Origin of the sequence: Mesobacillus maritimus (genome assembly GCF_023715205.1) — a bacterium.
Classification (GTDB): Bacteria; Bacillota; Bacilli; order Bacillales; family Cytobacillaceae; genus Mesobacillus_B; species Mesobacillus_B maritimus_C.
In genome coordinates this window covers 172353-194535 of record NZ_JAMBNR010000002.1, presented here as the reverse complement: position 1 = coordinate 194535, position 22183 = coordinate 172353, and the positions used below count along the sequence as shown (strand labels likewise).

Genomic DNA, 22183 nt, shown 5'->3' with positions numbered 1-22183 from the left:
TTGCAAAGGCAATTGCATAACGAATGATTGTGAAGTGGAATATTCATTGTAGTAATACAACCTGTCTGTTCTTACAAAAACTGGATGGTGCCAGGCACCATCCAGTTTTCTTCCATCTTATTCCCCGAATCGTTCAAACTTTTTAAACATGTAGACAGCTAAGCCTAAAAATAGGACTGATAATGCTAATGTACTGAGGGACACGAGTGTAGCGGAGCTCCCCCACTCTCCTTCTAGTAAAATGTTCGATGCTTCTGCGCGCAAATTGCCTGGGCTCCATTCCATATATTTCGGCAACAAAGTGGTTAGAAGACTAATGACAGATAAAAACACGACACTAACGCCAGCAATCCCACCACTACTCCGTAACAGTGTGCCCACAAAAAGCGTGACCGCCACAAGGAAGACAATCCAAAGACTATATACAGCTAGGCTCGCTAGCATTAAGGTCCAAGCTACGTGATCAAAAAGGATATTGGTATAATACCAAGTTAAGATGTAACTAGCTGCAAGCGATATTAGTAAAATACAAAGCTGTGCCACATATTTACTAGCCATATACTGAAATGCACTCACAGGTCGCATCATCACAAACGCTAACGCACCCGTTTGCCGTTCGTGGGAAATCACATTCATCATCGCCAAGACGAACAACAACGTCCCAATAGTCCCATATTGTGACAATGTCCCAATCAACACTTCTTCTCCTGATGGCATCGGGATTTCAATGACCGCTCCTTCAGGAAGGTTTCCCGCCATCTCAAGGATTTGTGGCATATAAAAGTTTGTGAGCGGCTGCGAAATGCCAATTACCATCAATACAATCGGCAGCCATACCCATTTCCCACTGCGCGCACCTTCCTTCATTTCTTTTCTAAAAAGAATGATAAAATTCCTCATTTTCCCATCACCTTCATATAGGCGTCTTCCAATGAATCTTGTAACCATTCAAAATGAATCAGCGTCCGCCCATGCTGCAACAGCGTTTGAACCAACTCATTGGAATCAGCTAGATTTCTCATTAGAACCTTGGCTGTAAAAACATCCACATACTCAACCTCTTCAATAATATCTAGCTGCTCGAGTACTCCTTCAATCGGTTCCTTTGTTTGAAGCTTTATCGCCAGCGCACCATTTTCCTGTTTTAACTCTGCTAACGTCCCATTCCATATTAAGTTCCCATCTTTCAGCATAAGGATATCCTCACACACTTGCTCAGCATCATGTAAAATATGAGTCGAAAACAGAATCGTCATATGACTTTTCAATTGCTTCATTAACTCGAGGATATCTCTTCTCCCGGCCGGATCAAGGGCGGAAACCGGTTCATCAAGAATGAGCAATTCTGGTTCATGCAACAAAGCTTGCGCCAGGCCTAATCTTTGCTTCATTCCCCCTGAAAAACCACCGATTTTTTTGTTTTTCACATCCTCCAGCCGAACAAACGCCAATGTCTCCTCAATCCGGCGTGCTAATTGCTTTTTCGGAACATGAGACAATTCGCCTGCAAACTGAAGAAACTCCGCAGCACTCATCCAATTGAAAAAAGAGGGATGCTGCGGTAAAAAGCCAATCTGTGTACGATGATCTTTATCCATGTTTCCTGCAAACTCAATTTCCCCTGTAGTCGGAACCAGCAAACCTGCGAGCATTTGCAAGGTAGTGGTTTTCCCCGCGCCATTCGGACCAAGCAAAGCGATGCAGCGCCCCTTTCCAATCGAAAATGACATCGGTTGAACGGCAATATGCTTTTTATAGGTTTTTGATAAATTTTTGACTGTAACCAGCATGCTCTCCCTCCTTTTATCCATTTTTACGGCCCATTAAAAAGTAAAGCACCGGACCAACAATATTCACAAAGATAATGATGAGAATCCACATCCATTTTGGTCCATTTGTTTCCTCTTGTTTGACGCAGTTCACCAGCGCAAACACCATCAGAATCAGTTGTAAAACGATGAGTGGTGCGATGAGTGCCCAATTCACTTCAGTTAAAACCCCCATATTCTTTCCCCATTTCTTTTTATTTTTGTCGTCTTCTGTGCGGTAAAATCACAAATAAGAAATAAAACAAAGTCGGCATTGGAAACTGTATCAATCCCCAAAGCCCCCAAAACCAGGCAAAACCCTGTTTCTTTTTCGCATCAATAAACAACAAGGTACTTTGGACTAGCAAAACGAGGACAAGAACCGGGAGCAAGTATAATTCCAAGGTTGTCATAAAAGCACCTTCCCTTCCTTGTTCTTCCTCTTAACAAGAGCAAAGTAAACAATTGGTCCAAGAATCATCGCCCCAATTTCAATGACAATAAACAGCACGGGTACTTGAACAAAGCTGATGATAAAACAGCTTAATATCAAGACCGCTGTTGCGAAAAAGATTACCAATTCTTTATAAAATCTTTTTTTCTGTTTCTCCTGATATACCTCGAGTTGTTGCTTCATTTCAATTGTTGAAAGCGACGGATTCCCTGCTAATTCATCTAGTTGATTCCAATCTTGCTTTAGCTTCTCAATTTGATGATATTGCTTTTCTTTCTGCTTCACCAACTCACTCCTTTCGCAATATTTTCAATCCATTATGAACCCTTGATTTCACTGTACCCGAGCGTATATTCATGATTTGACCAATCTCGTCATATGAGTACCCATAATAATGATGCAAAAGAATCGGCACTCTCACATCATCTTCCAATTGGTTAAAATCGGTAAACACATCGCTCCATTCCATTCCTTTCGTATTCGCTTGCCAAGAAAGCTGGCGAGAAAGCGTACGCTTTAGCTGATTAAGCCAATTCTTTTCTCGTTTCTGTTTACGAAGAAGATCCATATACAACCTCGTCGAAATCGAAATCATCCAAGTGGAGAACTTCCCTTCCCCTTTAAAAGAAGCAAGGTTCGTATAGCATTTCAACATCGTATCTTGGGCAAGGTCCGCACTCACTTCCTCATCTAGAGTAAGCTTCAATAAATATTTATATAAGAACGAATAATAACGCTGAAACAGCTGAGTGAATGCATCCTGATCCCCAGTTCTGGCCTTTTCAATTAAACTCCAATCTTGCTCATGTTCCATACGATGCCCCTTTCTATCTAAATCAGTTATAAGACGCTTAGCATCGCCAAATCGTTCATTTCTTTTTTAAAATTTTTTCGGGACACAGGGACAGGTACATTGTCCCACAGTCTGTACCTAGTTATGTTCGTTTCAAGCCTGTCCCTGTTTGCATAGAAAAACGCTCAGAATCTCAAAGCTCTAAGCGTTTTCTTCGTCTAATTCAATTTAGGCACCTATATAGAGAATCGTTTCAAAGTACTTTTTTGTAAGGCAAACATATTCCCTTATCTGAAGTAGACTACCTTTTTTAAAAGTAATGTGCCCAAAAATGATCTAACTAACCTTCCAGTAACAAAAAAGAGCAATCCCTACTTTTCGCCGAAGTGACAAAGAAAAATATTAGTTGAATTTGATATACTTAAATAGATAGAACTGGAGAAAATGTTGAAAGATAGAAGTTTGATTAAATAGGAGTGTGTTCAATGGTTGGAGTAGAACTTGATCTAGTTGTGAAAGATAGCATTAAACCATTGGAGTTATACGAAAAGATATTTGATATTGAAGTTGTGGAGGTTTCAAACTTTCCTCGTGGCGAAAATGAAGCAGTTTTTACCCTTTACGGTGTTCGCTTTCATCTGTTAGATGAAAACCCAGATTTCCATTTAAACGCACCAAATCCAGAACATCCTAAAACAAGTTGGGTGAATGTCACTGTTCCAGATATTAAGGAAACCTATGCAAAGGCGGTGGATTTAGGGTGTACAGAGATCCAGCCGGTGACTGAAATTCCTGACCACGGGGTATCGAACGCGATTTTCACGGATCCTTTTGGTTATATCTGGATGCTACACCAAGTACATAAAGAGGTTAGCCATGAAGATCGTTTACAGCTCTGGGAGGAAAAAAGGGAAAATTAACCTATTTAAAAAATGGATAAATCGCTTGCCTATTCATCTGTACGATTTTATCTACCAATTGTTCTTTCTCCTGATTATCCGTTATAATAAAATGAAGGACAGCATAAATTAAAAAAGACCGGACATGCGCGAACATGTCCAGTCCAGCAATAGACGGTTCCCCAAGAAGGGGTCGGCTATTTGTGATTCTGAAATAATCCACCCATTGCCGTCAACTCAAGGGTGGATTATTTTTTATGGTTAAACGACAAAATCGCTATGATTAGACTTGCAAAAGCAATCGCCATCATAATTGATTCAAATACCGTCATTCAGCACCACCCCCTTCCTTCTTGGGGAGTGCCGACCACCCTTGAGAAAACCTATTCTATTGCTTTTTTAGTTTATCATATTTATACACAAATAAGAACGTACGTTTTGTGTGTAACGAAATAAAATAAATAAGTAACCCTCTGTTCAAGCCTTAAGAGATAACCAGTTTATACTCTCCTACCATCCGCTTTGCTTTTTAAACTAAAAAGCATGGTAAGTGGGGATGACACCAGGCCCTTTGAGAACATTGAAAAGGGCCTTAAATCACCCTAAAATCTCCCCATTCCACCGGTAAAAGTTGTTGGTATTTCGGCGAAAGAAAACGATCATCAACGAGTACAATGGTTCCTGTATCCTTCTCCGAGCGGATTAATCTTCCCCCCGCTTGAATCACTTTGTTGATGCCAGGATAAGTATAAGCATAATCGTAGCCATTTTTACCTGTGGATTGAAAATACTCTTTCATCACGTTGCGTTCGAGACAAACCTGCGGGTGGCCGACTCCGACAACAATGACACCATTTAGCCTGTCACCTTTGAGATCAACACCTTCAGAAAACACCCCTCCTAAAACCGCAAACCCAAGGAGTGTTTCTGAACCATCTTCTTTAAACTCCGCTAAAAACTGTTCCCGTTTTTCCTCGTCCATTTTATTAGTTTGAAGTATGGTGCGAATTTCAGGATAGTTTGTTGTAAAATCCTCATAAACACTTTTCATATATTGATAGGAAGGAAAGAAAATCAGGTAGTTCCCACTCCGCTTACTGACCAATTCTGAAATCATGCGAACCAACTTGTTTTTCGTATGCTCGCGATCTTGATAACGAGTCGATAGTCGCTGAATAAAGACTTCATTTTGTTCTTTCGCAAATAACGATGGAATTTTAATTCGGTAATCTTCAGCAGAACCCCCAAGCATATCGATAAAATAAGGCAGCGGCAAAAGGGTGGCCGAGAAATGGACCGTTGTTCGAAATTTTTTGCGAACCTGCTGCAACAAATAAGAAGGATCTAGGCAAAACATTTTAAGAAAAACATCATTTTTCTCCGTCTCTACGTAAGTCACATGCCGTTCATCGTAAAGCTTAGAAATACGAACAAAACCAGTTACCTCAAAGTACGTATCCAAGAGCAATTGCTGCTGTTCGGACTTGGGTGGGTATGATAATAACTCCATTTCCGCCAGATGTACAAACTCTTCTAGCAGTTCAACAAGGTCCTCTTGTCGTTCTCTTAGAACAAGCTGCCCTTTATCTGAGCACTTTTTCTTCAGGTCAATAAAATATTGATTGAGTTTCGTGACAGCATCGTGCACTGGTGAACCTTTGTATTCCCGTTTCAATGCTAGGAAGTTTGACTTTGATAAATCTGCAGAAAACATCTCGCGTGCTCGATCGACTAGATTATGGGCTTCATCAATCAATAATACCGAATTCTTTTTATGTTCATCGAAGAAACGCTTTAAAGATACTTTCGGATCAAAAATATAGTTATAGTCGCAAATAACCGCATCGGCGATAAACGCTAGATCCAAAGAAAACTCAAATGGACAAAGTTGATGCTTTCGTGCATATTCTTCAATCGTCGAGCGACTGATAAACGTTTCATGAGTGAAGATATCTAAAACGGCTTCATTAATACGGTCATAATATCCATTTGCAAACTCACAATATTCTTTCTGACAGATGGTTTCTTCTTTAAAACAGACTTTTTCCTTTGCCGTGATGGTCACAGCACTCATACATAAACCATTCTTTTTCAAATGTAAAAAAGCATCTTCCGCACTTTGCCTTGTAATCGTTTTCGCGGTTAAATAAAACATTCGTTCAAGTTTTCCTTCTCCCATCGCTTTCACGGTCGGGAAGATGGTCGAAATTGTTTTGCCAATTCCTGTAGGAGCATTAGCGAAGATGTTTTTTTCCTCGGAGATTGTTTTATAAATCGCACCTGCAAGCTTGCGTTGTCCTTTTCGAAAAGCAGCAAAAGGAAAAGCTAACTTTTGAATACTTTGGTCTCTCTGTAAACGATGCTTTTCCATTAGCAAGGCAAAAGGAGCATACTTCTCCACGAGCTCGCGAACAAATTTTTGTAACTCCAGGAAAGTAAAATTCTTTTTAAATTTCTTTTGCTCATCGGTAACATTCTGCACGTATGTTAATTGAACACTCATTTCTTGCAAGTCATGATCTTTCGCATAAATATAAGCATAAACCTTCGCCTGAGCCCAGTGCACAGGGTTGGTATTTTCATCAATCCTACTCAAGTCTTTTGAAGTCGATTTAATTTCGTCGATAAGAATTTCCTCTTCCCGAAAAATCACCCCATCACAGCGACCTTCAATCAAGAAAACCATCGATTCATATTCAATTTCCGTCTTAAGCGGTACTTCCTTTTGATCGGTATCGGCATACGTCTTTTGGATGGCCTTATGAGCTTTCGTCCCCTCCGTCATGGTGGTTGCGGTTCGAAATTGATTATCTATACTTCCACTGCTGAATACATATTCCACTAATGTGCGAACAGAGAGCTTTATTTCCGGTAGCATTTTGTCTCCTAATTTTTCAAATTTAGATACAAATCAACGAATGATTATCTCCCCAGTTAATAAATGGAGAGTTACGCATTAATCCTTTCACTTTCACCAAATCACTAAACTAAATACGAATATTTGTTCTTGTTTTTATTATACTAGTCTTTTAAGCAGGAATCAATTTCCCCAAGTTCAATGATTGTAAAAATCTTATCAAGTATATAAGTTGGCCATTTTGTAAGATTTGTCAGACACCACCATACAGACCCGCCTGAATGTGACTCTCCTAGTCTATTAATATTTACTTCGCTCTTAGTTTTTAAACAATTTCATGAATCTGTTGCTTAAGCGACAAATTCACAGAACTATTGGTTTTTGGTGTGTTTGCTTTTGGCTTAAGATTCAATTGTAAGGAAGGAAAAACATTGGGTTTATTCATTAAGGCGCTTAATTCATACAATTTTAGGAGGAGAATGAAAATGGTTAAAATCGGTATTATCACTGGGAGTACGAGAGAGTCAAGAGTCAATATTCAAGTGGCAGAATGGGTAAAATCAATTGCCGTCCAACGAACAGATGCAGAATTTGAGTTGGTCGATATTAAAAATTACAACCTCCCAAAATTTAATGAGCCTATTCCTGCCATTATGTCACAGGATTATCAAGCAATAGAAGCGCATGCATGGTCTAAAAAGATTCACGAACTTGATGGCTTTGTTTTTGTCACACCGGAATACAACAAAGGTATTACTTCCGGATTAAAAGATGCCATCGATTACTTGTATGTTGAGTGGAATAATAAGGCGGCTGGAATTGTAAGTTATGGGTCGACTCTTGGAGTGACAGCAGCAAACAATTTGCGCTTGATTCTAACTGTGCCAAAAGTTGCAACAGTTGGTACTCAGCCAGCACTCAGTCTGTTTACTGATTTTGAAGACATGCAAACCTTTAAGCCAGCTCCTTTTCATACAGAAACTGTTCAAACCATGTTGAATGAGGTCATAGATTGGGCCAGCGCATTAAAAACAATTCGAAACTAATCTTATGAAGACATTGAAGAAGCGAGAGGTAAGAGTTTTGCTTCTCTTATCCCTCGTTTTTTCTATCTTTGAGGACTCAGCAAGGTTTTCTTCCTCCCCTACTGGTTGTCCGTTAGACCACCCTTACAAATACCTACAAATTCCTGAAAAATTCTAAAACTAAACTCATCAACATGATAACTAAATTCCGGATGCCACTGAACAGCGAGAACAAACTTTTTGTCTGGCATCACAACGGCCTCTACTAAACCATCTTCCGCTGTCGCCACAGGCAATAATTTCTCCGATAATCTCTTAATCCCTTGATGATGATAACTATTAACCATCATACTTTCACTCTGGATGATGTTATAAAGTGGGTTCCCTTTTTCTATGTATACACTGTGAACAGGTTTCGTATAGGGTGGTTCTTGCTTATGTTGAACGTGATAGTCTGTTTTCCGTTGACTCGGCATGTCCTGATACAGCGTTCCACCTAACAAAACATTAAACAATTGCAAACCCCGGCAAATCCCTAATGCAGGTTTATCTAAATCTAGGACATGTTGAAAGAGAATACGTTCCATTGTATCTCTTTCCTCGCACTGCTCCCCACAAACATCCTCTACCTTCTCCCCGTATAGTTCGGGATTCAAATCTTGTCCGCCAGTAAAAAGAAAACCGTCAAACGTATTGGCTAAGGCTGAAAGAACTTCTTTATCTGTCGAAAGTGGCAACATCACTGGGATCCCACCTGCATCCTGAATTCCTTTCATGTATCCTGGTAACATCCAATAACTTTCTTTTTCATTATCTACTAATGGTAGAACGCCTATTATTGGTTTTTTCATTTCATTACCCCCAAATGTATGGTTTTCCTGACTTGTTGTATTCTAATAGAATCATAGGTGATATTATAAAACATTTCACATGCAATTCGGAGTATCTAACCTTTAGTAAAAGTACATAGTCACGCCCCGAAAGATCTTGTTTTACATTTATGGAAAAGAAAAGAGCTCAATCCGGTTTTATAAAGGATTGAGCCTTTTTATCGTGATCATGATCATCCTTAGGAACCTCAGTATAGGATCCTTGCATAAATATGAATACAACTGGAGGCACACAAAAATAAGTACATCCACGTCTAGTGCAATTCTCAAACCTTTTAAAACATGGGTTCAACAACCCGGGTCACTGTTCCCTTATCCCTATTTTTCACCTGAAGATTTCTTCCAACTCAACATGTAATCCTTTTAATATCGTTGATTTTATCGTTCCTTTATCCTTTAATACGTCAACTTGTTGATACACCTGTTCGGCCGTTAATGCGTAAAGTTGAATCGCATTCAGCATAGGGTTCACTATCCAGTATTCTCTCACCCCATATTTCATATAAGCTTCCATTTTTGTTATGAGGTCATGACTTTGGTTGGATGGACTAAGAATTTCAACAATTAACTCAGGCACTCCGACAAACCTGTTTTCCTCTAGTCCTCCCGCATCACATATAACAGATAAGTCAGGTATAAATATATTCGTTTCATCAAGGTCATCTCTATACAGATGAATATCGTAAGGAGCACTAAATACTTGACAATTTCCACCGTCTAGAAAATTAAATAATTTTGCCTGCATCCTAGCAGAAACCTGTTGATGTCGTGTCGAAGGAGATGGCGACATAAAAACCATTCCATCGGCATATTCCAATAAAGAATCTGTGTTTTTACGCATGTTATAAAAGGCTTCTACACTTACTTTTTTATCCTCGGGAAGACTCATGCAAATCTCCTCCATTATTTTACTTTGTTCTATTATATCACAAGACTAAGGTGTGATATCGTAGGTACCTTGCACCTTTACATCTCTTGTCGTACCGTTTGCAAGAACTAGAACAAAAAGAAAAAAATGGAGAGCTTCTAGCTCCCCACCTTTACTGCCACCATATGCTGTTGTTTTCTTTGTTTTGTTAAGGTGAAAAAAGCAATCGCTCCAATAAGCGAGGTTAGAAACAAAATGGCCCCCATCGGGACAGCCGTCGATTCATTTATGCCAACGAGCGGCGAAACAAATGAACCAATTAATAGAGGCAGAAGACCTAATAAAGCACTCGCACTTCCTGCTCTGTGACCTTGTTTCTCCATCGCGAGCGTAAACGAACTTGTAAGAATCATCCCCATTGTTGTCATATAGATAAAAATCGGGATAACAAGTGAAGCTAGTGGCCCTTGAATGATGGTCATCACCAATAAGACGGAAGTCGCACCTACAGCTGCAATAACCGCAATCCGAAGTAAACTTCTTTCATCGATGATTGCGCTCAGGCGTCCAATCAAAAAGCTTCCCGTAATGATCGCCAACCCGTTTATACCAAACAATATACTAAACACTTGGGGAGATACTTCATAAATGCCTTGGTAAACAAAAGGTGTCCCCGAAACATAAGCAAAGCTGCCACCATGGATAAAGCCCACGGTTAATGCATAGCCGATAAATGAGCGGTCTTTCATCAAGCTTCCCATCGTGTGAACAGAGTGACCAATTGAGCTTGGTGTCCGCTTCTCAGGAGGTAGCGTTTCTTTTAATTTCAGTGCAATGGTTAACACGATTAGAAATCCGATTAATGTTAAAAAGTAAAAAATCGTATTCCAGCTTGCAAATGGCAAAAGCAAGATCGCTCCTCCCGCCATTGGGGCAATTAACGGAGCCGTTGCATTGATCACCATTAGTAAGGCAAAGAATTTCGTCAGTTCGCGTCCGCTGAATACATCCCGGACAACTGCACGAGAAAGAACAATTCCAGCCGATGCCGTTAGACCTTGTAAAAATCGAGCTGCAACGAAGGTCGTAATATTCGGTGCGAGCGCACAAAAAAGAGAAGATAACGCAAATAAGAAAATACAAACCAATAACGGCTTTCTTCTCCCTTTGGCATCACTAATCGGCCCAACGATCACCTGACCAACCGCTAGACCAATCAAACAAGCTGTTAAGCTCAGTTGAACGAGTGAAGCCCGAACACCGAGATCATCCGCAATCTCAGGAAAACTCGGCAAATACATATCAATGTTTAGTGGACCTAAGATTCCCAGCATACTGAGAAGAAAAGCCAACCCTATCCGTTCCTTACCTGTCGGGTTTTGAATCAAACACCCCATCTCCTCTCCGTAAAAACATACCTACCTATCATAACATATGGAACAGTGGGACATGTTTCAATTTTTTTATAAAAGGGGTCTGTCCCTCTGTCTTATGCCCTTGCAAACAGGGTCTGTCACTGTTCGCGACCAAAATTCTTTTCATTTTGACTAAACTAAATACGTCTCACATTTCTCAACATAAAAACCTCCCTTCAGGGCAATCTAAAGGCGAAATTAGAAGGCAAAGTGTGGAAAGATTCATCTCCCAACTGAATTCACTCTTTTCTTTCAACAGCTATATAACGCGGAGGTCTAATCATGAGCAATTCAAATAATCAGGATCAAAAGAAGCAATTCCCGCCCCAGCATCAAAATGAACATCCGGGAATGGAATATAAAATGGATCCTTTACCTATTTTCGATAATCAGAATTACATAGGAAGTGAAAAGCTTAAAGATAAAGTGGCGTTGATTACCGGTGGAGACAGTGGGATTGGCCGTGCTGTTGCTTTGACATTTGCTAAAGAAGGCGCCGATGTCGTCTTTGTTTATTTCAATGAAGAAAAAGATGCAAAGCAAACGACTGAACTGATTAAAGCAACGGGTCGTAAATGTTTAGCGATTTCTGGTGACCTCGCCGATGAAACCTTTTGCAAACAAGTCGTCACAGATACCATCCAAACATTTGGCAAGTTGAACATCCTAGTAAACAACGCCGCTGTTCAATATGTTCAAAATGGACTTGAAAATATTTCGACAGAGCAATTGCTTCGGACATTTCAAGTGAATGTCTTTGGGATGTTTCACTTAACAAAGGCAGCTCTTGCCCATATGGAGAAAAACTCAAGTATCATCAACACCACCTCCCTCTCTGCCTATGAGGGAAACCCGAAACTCATTGATTATTCGGCAACGAAAGGAGCGATTGTTTCCTTTACTCGTTCTTTATCTAAATCTCTAGCTTCCAAAGGGATTCGAGTGAATGGGGTGGCTCCCGGTAAAGTTTGGACCCCACTCATCCCCTCCTCCTTCCCAGAAGATCAGGTTGCAAAATGGGGAAGCGATACAGCGATGAAACGTGCTGGCCAACCAGTAGAATTTGGACCAGCGTATGTATACTTAGCCTCAAATGATTCTTCCTATGTGACCGGTCAAATTCTCCATTTAAATGGCGGGCTTTTTGTCACAACGTAATTTAGGAATGGTTTATTGCTTGTTCATTTTTTTCTCTAACCAAGAATTTCAAAAGGTAGATCATAGATTATCTCAGTAATAAAAGAACTAGAGTAGCAATACTCATCCAAGCAACCAAAAGGACAGCCCGCCTGGCTGCCCTTTTGGTGATACCTATCCCCCCTGAACTTAGTCATATTTCTTTATTTCCGTATTGGTGTAACCTACTTCTACTATGTATTAATCCAAAAGATGACTCTTTTCCTTTTTTACTTTCACCCCATCCTCAAGACTAAATTGAAAACGTTGATCCGCTCCCCAATCAAGAGTCATCCCAAATTATGTTAGTATGAATTTATTGGCTAATCCGAAAGTTCTTTTAAGAAAACACTTCACTTCCTATTCAAACTCCATTTTGTTGATTTACTTAAAAAGACAAAAAGATCCGTTAACCATTTAGCAATTAAAGCCGTGAATACGTACCCTGCAAACAGTATAAGAAAGTTCTCTTTCTCATGGAAATGAAAGAGCCCTATTCCAACCATCAACGGTTTCATGAAAAAAGCTAACAGAAAGCATAGTGGCAGCATCCAAAGATAATAATTCTTCCCTCGGTTGAGTAAGTATTGGTAATAGAGCATATAAATGACCGGAACCAATGAGGCATCCAGCGTAAAACTTGAAGGAAGGAACGCAAAAAGTTTGTATGGATATTGCCATATCCCTCGATCGACCCCAATGATATCTGTATACCCAAAAAACACGTGAACACTGTATCCATAAAACCCGAGAAGAAAGACTCTTCTTCGATCAATAAAGAGAATTAATAGAACTAGCGGAATCGCAAACAGCGCAACAACAAGCCAAAACTGCCAATTTGTAAAATCAGAATAAGTCTGCCAATAATCAAAGACCCTGTTTTTTTGTTCAATTTCTGCATGGATAATCTGTTCAAGCTGTTTTAGTTGATCGTTCTTCACTTCGTCACCTCCTTTTTTCTTTAATTAGTTTTGTCGTTACTATGTTGCCCTTCCCTACGACTAAATTCCCATATTTTTTACAAATTATTGAAATATAGGTTCATTTGCCACTAAACCCTTTAAAGTTCCGATGGAAACTGAGTCCATAATGTTCTAAAGTTTCCTTTTATATAAAAATGCGTTTAAATAGTACCCAATTTGGGATTATATATTATATAGGAAGTCCTTGCCCGTAAACATTTAAAAGAAACAATGACTCCTCTCTTCGGAACTACGTTCACAAATTTGCCTGATGAGACCCCTCTAACAGCCTGTTACGAGCTTCTATCAAGTTTAAGGAAGGATATAGAACGAGAGTAAATGTTTAGTTTTACAATATGTATTTAGCAAATAGTGAAATTAGACAAGATTATCTTTTCTAAGCACATTTCATCATTCAGTGAGATTGCGGTTGTAGTCTTCACAAAAGATACCCTGCCCACAAATAAAATTCCCACGTAACCTGTCCATCTACTGAATCCCTATAAAAGAAAGCCAATCATAGCTAGTGGTTGATCCGCAACCCACTCGGTAACAAGAGTTCACCAATATTTTTCAAATACAAAAAGACTCCTATCTATATATAGACAAGAGTTTTTAAAACGTTTTCCCGTATTTGTGAAGTATGTTATTTTAATTTGATATTTTCGTACTTGCCACCAGACCATCCAAAACCTGATGAAACTTGCAACTTGTAATCCTCAGCATCTGCAGGAAGTTCAAATACGACCTTGCCCGTTTTGGTTAGGTTAGGGTTGATTTCAGCCATAAAAAATCCAATATCTTCATTCACATACATATCTAATTCTGAATTACTAGAGTACTCTGTTCCATCATCAGTAAGAATACGGAACATTTCAGTATCGATAAAACGAGCTTCTTTATCTTTATTCCCAATGGTTAAGTCAACAATGACAAATTTTCCTTCTGTTGTTTTTTCTCCTAAGATATTTGAAACGGATGTTGTTTCTTCAATCCCATTAACCTTGTATGTAAGCTTTTCAACTGCAACTTCTTGTCCTACGTTATATTCCTCTTTCGCCTCTTCTTTCGGTGCTTCTTCTACTTTCTCCTGAGCTTCTTCCTTTGGAGCTTCCTTCTCTACGCTTGAAACTTCTTCAGTCGGCTCTATTGAAGTTGTTGCTGAATCAGTCTCTTCCTCTCCACTTGTTGCTGCACCGATTATGATAATTGCCAGTACCCACACCCACCATTTCTTATAAAACGGCTTCTTTCCCTTTTCTTTTGCCATTAGTAGACCCCTCCAAAATTGTTAAAATTCGTCAGTTGCAGTAACATATTATCATAGAATAATATCAAACTTACATTTTTCGGTATATTTGTAGGAATTTAGACACATTTCAGGACACGGGGACAGGTACATTGTCCCGCCGTGTGATACCGTACCCTTCTTTTTCGATTGGACTTAGTATTACTACTTAACTGATTAACTTTTAAGGAATTCTCCCAGATCCGTTGCGGATGTTTAAGACCAGGTTAAAGCATGAAAGCACAATAAAAAAGCCAATCATCCTTATGCGATGACTGGCCTTAATTTTAAAATATCCTATTCTAACTCCGGTGCTTTCCGATGCTTCGTCCCTTCCTGATAAGCATAAGCTAGCTTAATCAAAGTAGGTTCATCGAATTCCTTCCCTAACAATTCTAGCCCGATTGGTAGGCCTTCTGCACTAAATCCTGCCGGCACGGAGATGGCCGGAAAACCGGAATATGGACTAAGGCGATTCGCGCTTCCTGCTCCTTGTCCGCCCCCTACTTTAGCTGGCAACGCACTAGAAGTTGGGTAAAAAATCGCATCTAAATCATGTTCATTAAACGTTGCCATTAAGCTTTCCTGAGCCAATTTCGGGCGAGTTGTGATGATTTCTTGGTATCGCTCATCGTCTTCCAATGACTCCCGTTCATCTCGTGCTTTCAAGCCAGATTCTAAACTTGGGTGATACTTCCCGCTTTCAATGATGTCTGATAAAGTCCGGACAGGTGCATCAGGTCCGAGGCTAGCTAAGTACTCATTCAACTGAAATTTGAATTCATATCCACTTAAGCTTGGGTAAGATAAGATTTGGTTTAAATTTGGAATACTAACTTCAACCACTTTAGCGCCAAGATTCTCCATATCCGCAATTGCTTGGTCCATCGCGGCATTCACTTGAGGGTCATTTCCAAACAGTTCACGAACAACTCCAATTCGAGCTTTTTTCAAGCCATTTTTCTTTAAGTAATGCGTGTACGTTTTTGGAACATTCCCAATGCTGTTTTCTGTCGTTGGGTCCGCCGGGTCATAGCCTGCAATTGCATCAAGCACAACGGCCGCATCTTCGACCGTGCGAGCAATCGGTCCACCAACATCCTGCGTGAGTGCTAATGGAATAATTCCGTCCCGACTGGCAAGTCCGATGGTTGGCCGTATTCCTACTAGGTTATTAAAAGAAGATGGAATCCGAATCGACCCACCTGTATCAGTTCCTAACCCAACTGTTACAAAATTGGCAGCCACTGCCGCAGCAGTACCACCACTAGAACCGCCAGGATATCGAGTCACATCATATGGATTATACGTTTGTCCACCCAGAGAACTGATGGTTTGGAAACCGAAGGCAAATTCATGAAGATTGGCTTTTCCTAAAATAATCGCGCCTTCTTCTCGCAATCTTTTCGTTTGATAAGCATCATCTAAAGGAATTGAATTTTCAAGGGAGAGAGATCCTGCTGTGGTAGGCATATCGTAGGTATCGTAGTTGTCTTTCAAAATAACAGGAATTCCGTGCAAACTGCCACGAACTATCCCAGCTTTGCGCTCTTGATCAAGCTGTCTTGCTTCTTCTAACACATCTTCATCAACCGTAATAATCGAGTTAATAGTGTCATCGTACGCTTCAATTCTTTCAAGGTAAAATTGAACCAATTCCTCGGAAGTTAACTTGCCGCTTTGCAACGCGTGCTGCAATTCAAAAATCGTTGCTTCTTCAATATCAACGGATAAGACACGTTCGACAACAGGGTTATATTGGTTCCCCGCCGCTTCAGTTGGAACCGCATACAAACTACCTGTCAAAACAATTGCCGTTAGCAACAACAGCCATTTATTCAACCATTTTCCCATTTAGTACCTCCTACTAAGACTTATTAATAGGAATATATCAATCTATTATCCTATTGTAAATAAGTGGAAAGTCTTGTTTGCTAGTAAGGTATAGGAAAAATGGACTAAGCATATAGATTGATAGAATAGAAAATAGAATAGCAAACTCAAAATAGAAAAAAAGGAAAAACACTCATTCAGCGAGTACTCTTCCCTCTAAAGAGACTATTATCATTTTTACTAAGGACACCTTTTTTTAAAAAAATTACTACTCTCTGCCTGTATGCCGGGATTTTTATCTCTTTTCACCCTGGAATTGAACATGTTTCTTCATTTCGGTAATGGTTTCTTGTATTTCGTTTATGGCTTGATCAAAAAGATGCAATTTGTCTACTTCACTGAAGTTCTTTTTATCAATTGAATGTAATAGTGCAATCACGGCATGAAACTTTAAATCATCTAAAGATGGGACTGCCGCAGTACCGCTAATTTCTCCTTTCACCACAAGCTGTCCTTCTTCTTTTTCAAGGCTAAAATGAAAACGATCGTTAGGTGTTTCGGTCAAAGCTTTTCCCTCCATAAAGGTTAGGTGGATAAATTCTAGACAACATCTTTTACTTTATTCGTTTTTATCTTCGATATCCGATGCCATGGTGACTCGATCAATGTCCTTTTTAATCGTAGGAGCTTTAGGCATTTCTTTTGTTCTTGTATCCCAAATACTATACTGAATTTCTTTTGGGGAGTTAGCATTTTTATTTTCCATCACAGCACCTCCAGTCACTATTATTTCAACAAAATAAAGGTGGTAGTTTTAGCATAATAAAGAAGAGAACAATGTCTCCTCTTTATTGAGGTTCTCTCCCGCTAAAAGGTCCACCGGTTGATGTATGTTCATTCACCCATTCAAGAGAAACTTTTGAAACATCTGACCAATTCGGAATTTGGTTGCTGTGCTGCTCAACCCAACTCATGCAATATTGTGGGTCGATGCTCTTTTCCTCACATTGTGATAAAAAAGACTGAATGTTTTCCTCATTACAGTTTTCCCACGAACCACATGTTTGGTTCCATATGCGTTCCATTTCCTGTTTAGGATCATTAACCATCTCAATCTCCTCCTTGACTTTTCAGTTCACAAAATAAGTTTGTCCAAGGAGACGAAATATATTTATCAAGGAACAACACCTGTCGCCTTCCCTTATTCCACCTCGACTATCTCGGTGCCAGTTATTCTTTCAATCAGCGATTTGCTGGGAGAGGCTCGGTAAAATATGATGCCGTTCACAAGCAAAAACACGATATATAAGCAGGTGATCCCCGTAAAAACGTTGTTGAACGAGTTTACAACCATCGAAGCTAAGCTACTTGCATAAACAAGCATGCTGATGATGCCATAATGTAGAAACCAATGTAAAAAGCACTGCCATTGTGTCCCCTTGACTCTAAGCTGTTGGCGTTTTTGCCCACGGGTTTGGGAAAAGTCAAAAAGAACATCCACTTTTTGCGAAAACAGCTTTCGTTGCTTCACCTTAAAGGAAGCTCCATATGTAAATTGCATCGCACCGAGAAGAACTGGAAACAGAAAGAATACAATCATCCAGAGAAAAACAGTATTCACATTTTCCGATTTTGAGAAAAAGATAGCAATCAATCCCATCAATCCTAAAGATCCGATGGATAAAAAAATGGTCGCACCCAATGTCATCATCAAATCATTCATATAGGCGGCCAAACGTTTTTTAAAATTAGTATCCAATTGAAAATCCCCCTTTTTATTGGACATCAATAATCAGTATAAATGATTGGCCTTGATAGCAGGAGTTTTTCTTTAACTATTACGGGCCTTCAAGTATGATTTGGTTTTAGAGGCAGCTTCATTTTTTTAATTAACTATAAGAAAGATATTACCCACAAGCATCCACATTGCCTGTTCAAACCGATTTGACTCGCCCCAAAAATGATTCCCAAACTAATCAGAGTTGGTGTAAAAAAACCATTTTTAACAACTCCGTTTTGCTTTTTCCCAATCTAGCGTTCGAATCTCTTCCTACAAAAAAAAAGATGCTGAACGTTAATATCCATTCAGCATCTTTCTTATTGTGTCCCTACCTTATGCAGCAGGATTTACTTCTAATTCAACTTTAATTTTAATATCTTTCCCTACTAGCACGCCACCCGTTTCAAGCGCTGCGTTCCATGTAAGACCAAATTCCTCACGGTTGATTTTCGCTTCTGCTTCAAAACCGTAAACTTCAACACCCCATGGGTTTGTTCCTTTTCCACCGTATTCAACATCAAACGTTACCGGCTTTGTTACGCCTTTAATCGTTAAATCCCCTGTTACTTTGTATTCCTCGCCATCTTTTGTAATGTTTGTAGATTTAAAGTCGATGGATGGGTAATTTTCAACATCAAAGAAATCTGCTGATTTCAAGTGATTATCGCGATCCTCGCTTCTTGTATCAATGCTTGCAACATCAAATTTAAATGAAATCGAAGCGGTTGTTAAATCCGTTAAATCTGCTGCTTCAACATCTGCTGAATAAGACTCAAATTGACCTTTCACTTTTGATACCATCATGTGTTTCACTTCAAAACCTACTGCAGAATGCGATTGATCGACTGTCCATTTTGTCATTTTTTTCTCCCCCAAATTGTTTTATTTTAGTCTCGAATTCGAGATATATACCTAAAAAAATTAATTAGTTTTTCTCGACTTCAAATATCTTTAACTTGAGATAAATTTATCACAGGTCTTATGTTACTGTCAACAATTTACAGGAATTTTTTTATCAGATTAGATGGAAATTGCAAGGATAAGGACGTTCGATCCAATCTTTATCTGTCCGTCATTCCCTCTATAGTATAACAGTAACAATAATTATCTTTTTAAATTCAATATTTTTTTATTGTAAAACGATAAATATTGTTTTAAAATCAAAAAAGAACATTATGAATTGAGGTGCTTTTTAATGAAACGTAATACTTCAACAACCTTTTTAAAGGGAGCTGTAATTTTAATGGGCATCCCAGTTTTGGCTTTGTGCGTATTTTTATTGCCTCAGATTGCGAGTGTCGCATTTAGAGAGTCACAGCAAAATGGAGAAACCTTGGCTTATATCGTATTTGGCTTATTAGCAATCATGTATGTTTCGGCCATCCCATTTTACATTGCTTTGGTTCAAGCTTTTAAACTATTAAGTTTTATTGATAAAAACAAAGCTTTTTCCCAAATCTCTGTAAATGCTCTAAAAACAATCCGAAACTGTGCCATCACCATCAGCGGCTTGTATGTGGTCGCCTTGCCTTTGGTCTTTGTCATCGCGCAGTGGGATGATGCACCAGGACTTGCTATCGTCGGAATGGGCATGATTTTTGCTCCCATGGTGGTTGCCGTCTTTGCAGCGGTTCTTCAAAGACTACTCCAAGAAGCGATTGATATAAAATCAGAGAATGACTTGATCATCTGAGGTGAAAAAACATTGGCAATTATAATTAATATTGATGTGATGTTGGCAAAAAGGAAAATGAGCGTAACCGAACTTTCGGAACGGGTTGGAATCACGATGACCAATCTTTCTATTTTAAAAAATGGAAAAGCAAAAGCAATTCGCCTTTCCACTTTAGAAGCAATTTGCAAAGCTTTAGACTGCCAGCCTGGAGACATTTTAGAATACAGAAGCGACGAGTAGGGACGCAGGGACATTGTCCCACCACCCACCGTAGGGAAATTAAAGAAGTAGAAATAGCCTAGTTCAGCAGCTAAGCTAGGCTATTTGAATTGACTTGAGCTTAGAAATCAACTAACTATACCCGCCCCTAAATAATTTTCACCAACCTTATTGCTTCCCACACAAAGAATGAATCATCGAAGCATACTTGAACATTCAGCTAGCCCCTATTCCCCTACAACCGATATCACCACTTTCCCTTTCGCATGACCTTGTTCGAAATAGGTTAGAGCTTCAGGAATGTTCATCAAGCCATGATATAGCCGATCAATCACTGGCTTCACTTTGCCCTCGTCAATCAGTTCCTTCATAAAAATCAAATCTTCTTGTTTAGCTCTTTGTAAAAAATGCACAAACGTCTTTTTATCCTTCAAGCCAATCCATGGCCCTTTAATCATCATCTGAAACAATTGACTTTCTGAACCGCCAACAAGAACAAAAGTCCCTCTCTCTTTCAAAGAATTTTTATAGATTGAGATTGGCTGGTGTCCATTCACCCCAATGATCACATCATAACGCTCTTGCCGCTGTGAAAAATCCTCTTGTTTATAATCAATCACCACATCTGCTCCTATCGATTTCGCAATGTCAATATTGCTTGTGCTACAAACCACTGTTACTTCGGCACCGAGCGCTTTCGCCAATTGCACCGCAAATGTCCCGACTCCACCAGAGCCGCCATAAATCAAAACCTGTTGCCCGGCCGTGACATTCCCTTTATCACGAATCCCTTGAAGAGCCGTCACGGCAGCCATCGGGACGGCAGCCGCTTCCGCAAAAGTAAGAAGGCTAGGTTTGGGGGCAATCGCCTGCTCAGGTACCACAACATACTCAGCAAATCCACCCCAACCGCAAATCGACAAGTCCCCATACACTTCATCACCTATCTGAAACTGTGTAACGTTTTTGCCAACCATCTCAACTACACCGGCAATGTCACCACCAGGAATAAGATACTTCGGTTTCAACAGTCCAAACGCAAAGCGAGCAGGAAAAGGCTTGCCTCTTAGTAAAACCAAATTGCTATAATTGATGGATGTAGCATGCACTTTCACTAACACCTGACCATCCCCTGGTATGGGTTTCTCCACATTTTGATAGATTAATGTCTCAGGTGATCCATACTCCCTAGATAAAATGGACTTCATGATCTTCCTCCCTCTTTAACCTTATAAAACATTATCAAGTTATTTATGGATTCAGAACCTATACATTAAAAATATTGGTCAGTGACGTAAAAAAGGCATTGTCTTTTGACAATGCCCGTAACCCTATTTATGCCAGTCATAAATAGACTGATCGTGAGTATAAAAATTCAGCTTAATTCTTTCACTAGCCTAGTCTACCTGAATTTCATCAACTGTTTCTTCTACTTCTGTACGTGATATTTTCTCACGTCCATCTTTCATCGCTTTTAAGCTTTTATGTGCTAGTGCCAGTGGCAGACGGCAGAATAAGATAACGCTACGGTTATGAAGGGACTTCATATATTCGTCCGCTTTCGCTAAGTTTTCTGTGGCATAATCAAATAGCTCCGTGCGCGTCCAACCATCAGGCACAAAACGTACACCCCGTTCATCTAAATCTTCCTGTTCATTTCGCAAAATATTGACGGCTTGAAGTCCACGTCCATAACCAATCGCCAGGTCTCGGTCTGTTTTTATACCAGCACAAAGCTCCCATAAATCGGAAAGCAGGACGCCAACTAGTCCTGCAACATAATATGTATAATCATCCAGGTCTGCACGTGTCTCAATTTTCCAGTTTACCTTTGCCCATTTCGCCATTCCAAATGCCATTTCACTAGTAGCGGCCATAACGAGTGGTAAAGCATTCTTTGGGCAAGCCTGTACCCACTCACCTAAACGAAGGGTCACTTCAGGCATTCGATCTTTGACTGGTTCGAGAATCTGTACATACTTCTCTTCATTAAAGGCTTGTTTAAATAATTCACTCACTTGCATTAAAATCTCGTATTTTACATCATTCTCTATTTCCGGATGGTCTTCAATTTCATCAATCGCACGAAAGACAAGATAAGCCGATGCAACCGAATGTTTTAACTCTTTTTGTAAAAAGGTAATTGGAATATAAAATGTACGACTCGTTTCTTTTAATACACGTATAGCATCCTTTGGGAAATTTTTCTTATTCATTTTATCCTTTCCTCTCCCTTAAATG

General features: G+C 39.6%; 26 protein-coding genes. 5 read left to right on the top strand and 21 right to left on the bottom strand.

Annotation, left to right across the window (positions count from 1 at the left end):
* Positions 1–117: 117 nt before the first annotated feature.
* The 6 genes from M3182_RS03360 to sigY are packed head-to-tail and all read right to left on the bottom strand — an operon-like array spanning position 118 to position 3076.
* On the bottom strand, positions 118–900 hold the full coding sequence (locus tag M3182_RS03360; protein WP_251556380.1) for an ABC transporter permease: 783 nt from the start codon (positions 898–900) through the stop codon (positions 118–120).
* Positions 897–1787 (bottom strand): ABC transporter ATP-binding protein, encoded by an 891-nt coding sequence (locus M3182_RS03355; RefSeq protein WP_251557074.1) that lies wholly within the window; start codon positions 1785–1787, stop codon positions 897–899. The genes M3182_RS03360 and M3182_RS03355 overlap by 4 nt, the downstream gene beginning before the upstream one ends.
* Before the next feature lie 16 nt (positions 1788–1803).
* Positions 1804–2004, bottom strand: coding sequence for a PLD nuclease N-terminal domain-containing protein (locus M3182_RS03350; RefSeq protein ID WP_251436831.1), 201 nt, complete (start codon positions 2002–2004; stop codon positions 1804–1806).
* Between the two features lie 19 nt (positions 2005–2023).
* A complete protein-coding gene (locus M3182_RS03345) occupies positions 2024–2221 on the bottom strand; it encodes a transcriptional regulator (protein WP_251556378.1) in 198 nt (65 codons plus the stop codon).
* On the bottom strand, positions 2218–2547 hold the full coding sequence (locus tag M3182_RS03340; protein WP_251556376.1) for a YxlC family protein: 330 nt from the start codon (positions 2545–2547) through the stop codon (positions 2218–2220). The genes M3182_RS03345 and M3182_RS03340 overlap by 4 nt, the downstream gene beginning before the upstream one ends.
* A gap of 4 nt (positions 2548–2551) precedes the next feature.
* Positions 2552–3076, bottom strand: coding sequence for an RNA polymerase sigma factor SigY (gene sigY, locus M3182_RS03335; protein WP_251556374.1), 525 nt, complete (start codon positions 3074–3076; stop codon positions 2552–2554).
* A gap of 464 nt (positions 3077–3540) precedes the next feature.
* Here sigY and M3182_RS03330 point away from each other — a divergent pair, with 464 nt between their 5' ends.
* A complete protein-coding gene (locus tag M3182_RS03330) occupies positions 3541–3975 on the top strand; it encodes a VOC family protein (protein ID WP_251556368.1) in 435 nt (144 codons plus the stop codon).
* A 227-nt stretch (positions 3976–4202) separates the two neighbouring features.
* On the opposite strand, the gene M3182_RS26460 is transcribed toward M3182_RS03330, so the two are convergent.
* Positions 4203–4286 (bottom strand): putative holin-like toxin, encoded by an 84-nt coding sequence (locus M3182_RS26460; protein ID WP_432806649.1) that lies wholly within the window; start codon positions 4284–4286, stop codon positions 4203–4205.
* A gap of 260 nt (positions 4287–4546) precedes the next feature.
* Positions 4547–6832 (bottom strand): helicase C-terminal domain-containing protein, encoded by a 2286-nt coding sequence (locus tag M3182_RS03325; protein WP_251436845.1) that lies wholly within the window; start codon positions 6830–6832, stop codon positions 4547–4549.
* Positions 6833–7296: 464 nt separating this feature from the next.
* Here M3182_RS03325 and M3182_RS03320 point away from each other — a divergent pair, with 464 nt between their 5' ends.
* On the top strand, positions 7297–7857 hold the full coding sequence (locus M3182_RS03320; RefSeq protein ID WP_251436847.1) for an NADPH-dependent FMN reductase: 561 nt from the start codon (positions 7297–7299) through the stop codon (positions 7855–7857).
* A gap of 98 nt (positions 7858–7955) precedes the next feature.
* On the opposite strand, the gene M3182_RS03315 is transcribed toward M3182_RS03320, so the two are convergent.
* The 3 genes from M3182_RS03315 to M3182_RS03305 form a co-directional block, all read right to left on the bottom strand.
* Positions 7956–8687 (bottom strand): gamma-glutamyl-gamma-aminobutyrate hydrolase family protein, encoded by a 732-nt coding sequence (locus M3182_RS03315; protein WP_251436849.1) that lies wholly within the window; start codon positions 8685–8687, stop codon positions 7956–7958.
* A 364-nt stretch (positions 8688–9051) separates the two neighbouring features.
* Positions 9052–9615 (bottom strand): Uma2 family endonuclease, encoded by a 564-nt coding sequence (locus tag M3182_RS03310; RefSeq protein ID WP_251436851.1) that lies wholly within the window; start codon positions 9613–9615, stop codon positions 9052–9054.
* A 137-nt stretch (positions 9616–9752) separates the two neighbouring features.
* A complete protein-coding gene (locus tag M3182_RS03305) occupies positions 9753–10982 on the bottom strand; it encodes a Bcr/CflA family efflux MFS transporter (protein WP_251556361.1) in 1230 nt (409 codons plus the stop codon).
* 309 nt (positions 10983–11291) lie between these two features.
* Here M3182_RS03305 and M3182_RS03300 point away from each other — a divergent pair, with 309 nt between their 5' ends.
* Entirely contained in the window at positions 11292–12167 is an 876-nt protein-coding gene (locus M3182_RS03300) for an SDR family oxidoreductase (RefSeq protein WP_251556354.1), read from the top strand.
* Positions 12168–12538: 371 nt separating this feature from the next.
* Here M3182_RS03300 and M3182_RS03295 read toward each other — a convergent pair whose 3' ends face one another.
* From M3182_RS03295 to M3182_RS03260, 8 genes are all read right to left on the bottom strand, one after another.
* On the bottom strand, positions 12539–13126 hold the full coding sequence (locus tag M3182_RS03295) for a CBO0543 family protein (protein WP_251556352.1): 588 nt from the start codon (positions 13124–13126) through the stop codon (positions 12539–12541).
* Positions 13127–13793: 667 nt separating this feature from the next.
* On the bottom strand, positions 13794–14417 hold the full coding sequence (locus M3182_RS03290; protein WP_251436860.1) for a DUF4352 domain-containing protein: 624 nt from the start codon (positions 14415–14417) through the stop codon (positions 13794–13796).
* A gap of 315 nt (positions 14418–14732) precedes the next feature.
* A complete protein-coding gene (locus M3182_RS03285) occupies positions 14733–16289 on the bottom strand; it encodes an amidase (RefSeq protein ID WP_251556350.1) in 1557 nt (518 codons plus the stop codon).
* 274 nt (positions 16290–16563) lie between these two features.
* Positions 16564–16833, bottom strand: a complete 270-nt coding sequence (locus M3182_RS03280; RefSeq protein ID WP_251436864.1) for a hypothetical protein — start codon at positions 16831–16833, stop codon at positions 16564–16566.
* A 54-nt stretch (positions 16834–16887) separates the two neighbouring features.
* Positions 16888–17034 carry a hypothetical protein gene (locus M3182_RS03275; RefSeq protein ID WP_251436866.1) on the bottom strand — a complete coding sequence of 49 codons (147 nt, stop codon included), beginning with the start codon at positions 17032–17034 and terminating at the stop codon, positions 16888–16890.
* 82 nt (positions 17035–17116) lie between these two features.
* A complete protein-coding gene (locus tag M3182_RS03270; RefSeq protein WP_251436868.1) occupies positions 17117–17377 on the bottom strand; it encodes a hypothetical protein in 261 nt (86 codons plus the stop codon).
* A gap of 92 nt (positions 17378–17469) precedes the next feature.
* On the bottom strand, positions 17470–18027 hold the full coding sequence (locus M3182_RS03265; protein ID WP_251436870.1) for a hypothetical protein: 558 nt from the start codon (positions 18025–18027) through the stop codon (positions 17470–17472).
* 354 nt (positions 18028–18381) lie between these two features.
* Positions 18382–18909 (bottom strand): YceI family protein, encoded by a 528-nt coding sequence (locus M3182_RS03260; protein ID WP_251556332.1) that lies wholly within the window; start codon positions 18907–18909, stop codon positions 18382–18384.
* 334 nt (positions 18910–19243) lie between these two features.
* Here M3182_RS03260 and M3182_RS03255 point away from each other — a divergent pair, with 334 nt between their 5' ends.
* Positions 19244–19741: a DUF2975 domain-containing protein gene (locus M3182_RS03255; RefSeq protein ID WP_251556330.1), complete on the top strand. Its 498-nt coding sequence runs from the start codon at positions 19244–19246 to the stop codon at positions 19739–19741.
* Positions 19742–19753: 12 nt separating this feature from the next.
* Positions 19754–19963 (top strand): helix-turn-helix domain-containing protein, encoded by a 210-nt coding sequence (locus tag M3182_RS03250; protein ID WP_251556323.1) that lies wholly within the window; start codon positions 19754–19756, stop codon positions 19961–19963.
* 206 nt (positions 19964–20169) lie between these two features.
* Here M3182_RS03250 and M3182_RS03245 read toward each other — a convergent pair whose 3' ends face one another.
* Entirely contained in the window at positions 20170–21150 is a 981-nt protein-coding gene (locus M3182_RS03245) for an NAD(P)-dependent alcohol dehydrogenase (protein WP_251556321.1), read from the bottom strand.
* 189 nt (positions 21151–21339) lie between these two features.
* On the bottom strand, positions 21340–22158 hold the full coding sequence (locus M3182_RS03240; protein ID WP_251436880.1) for a squalene/phytoene synthase family protein: 819 nt from the start codon (positions 22156–22158) through the stop codon (positions 21340–21342).
* Positions 22159–22183 lie beyond the last annotated feature (25 nt).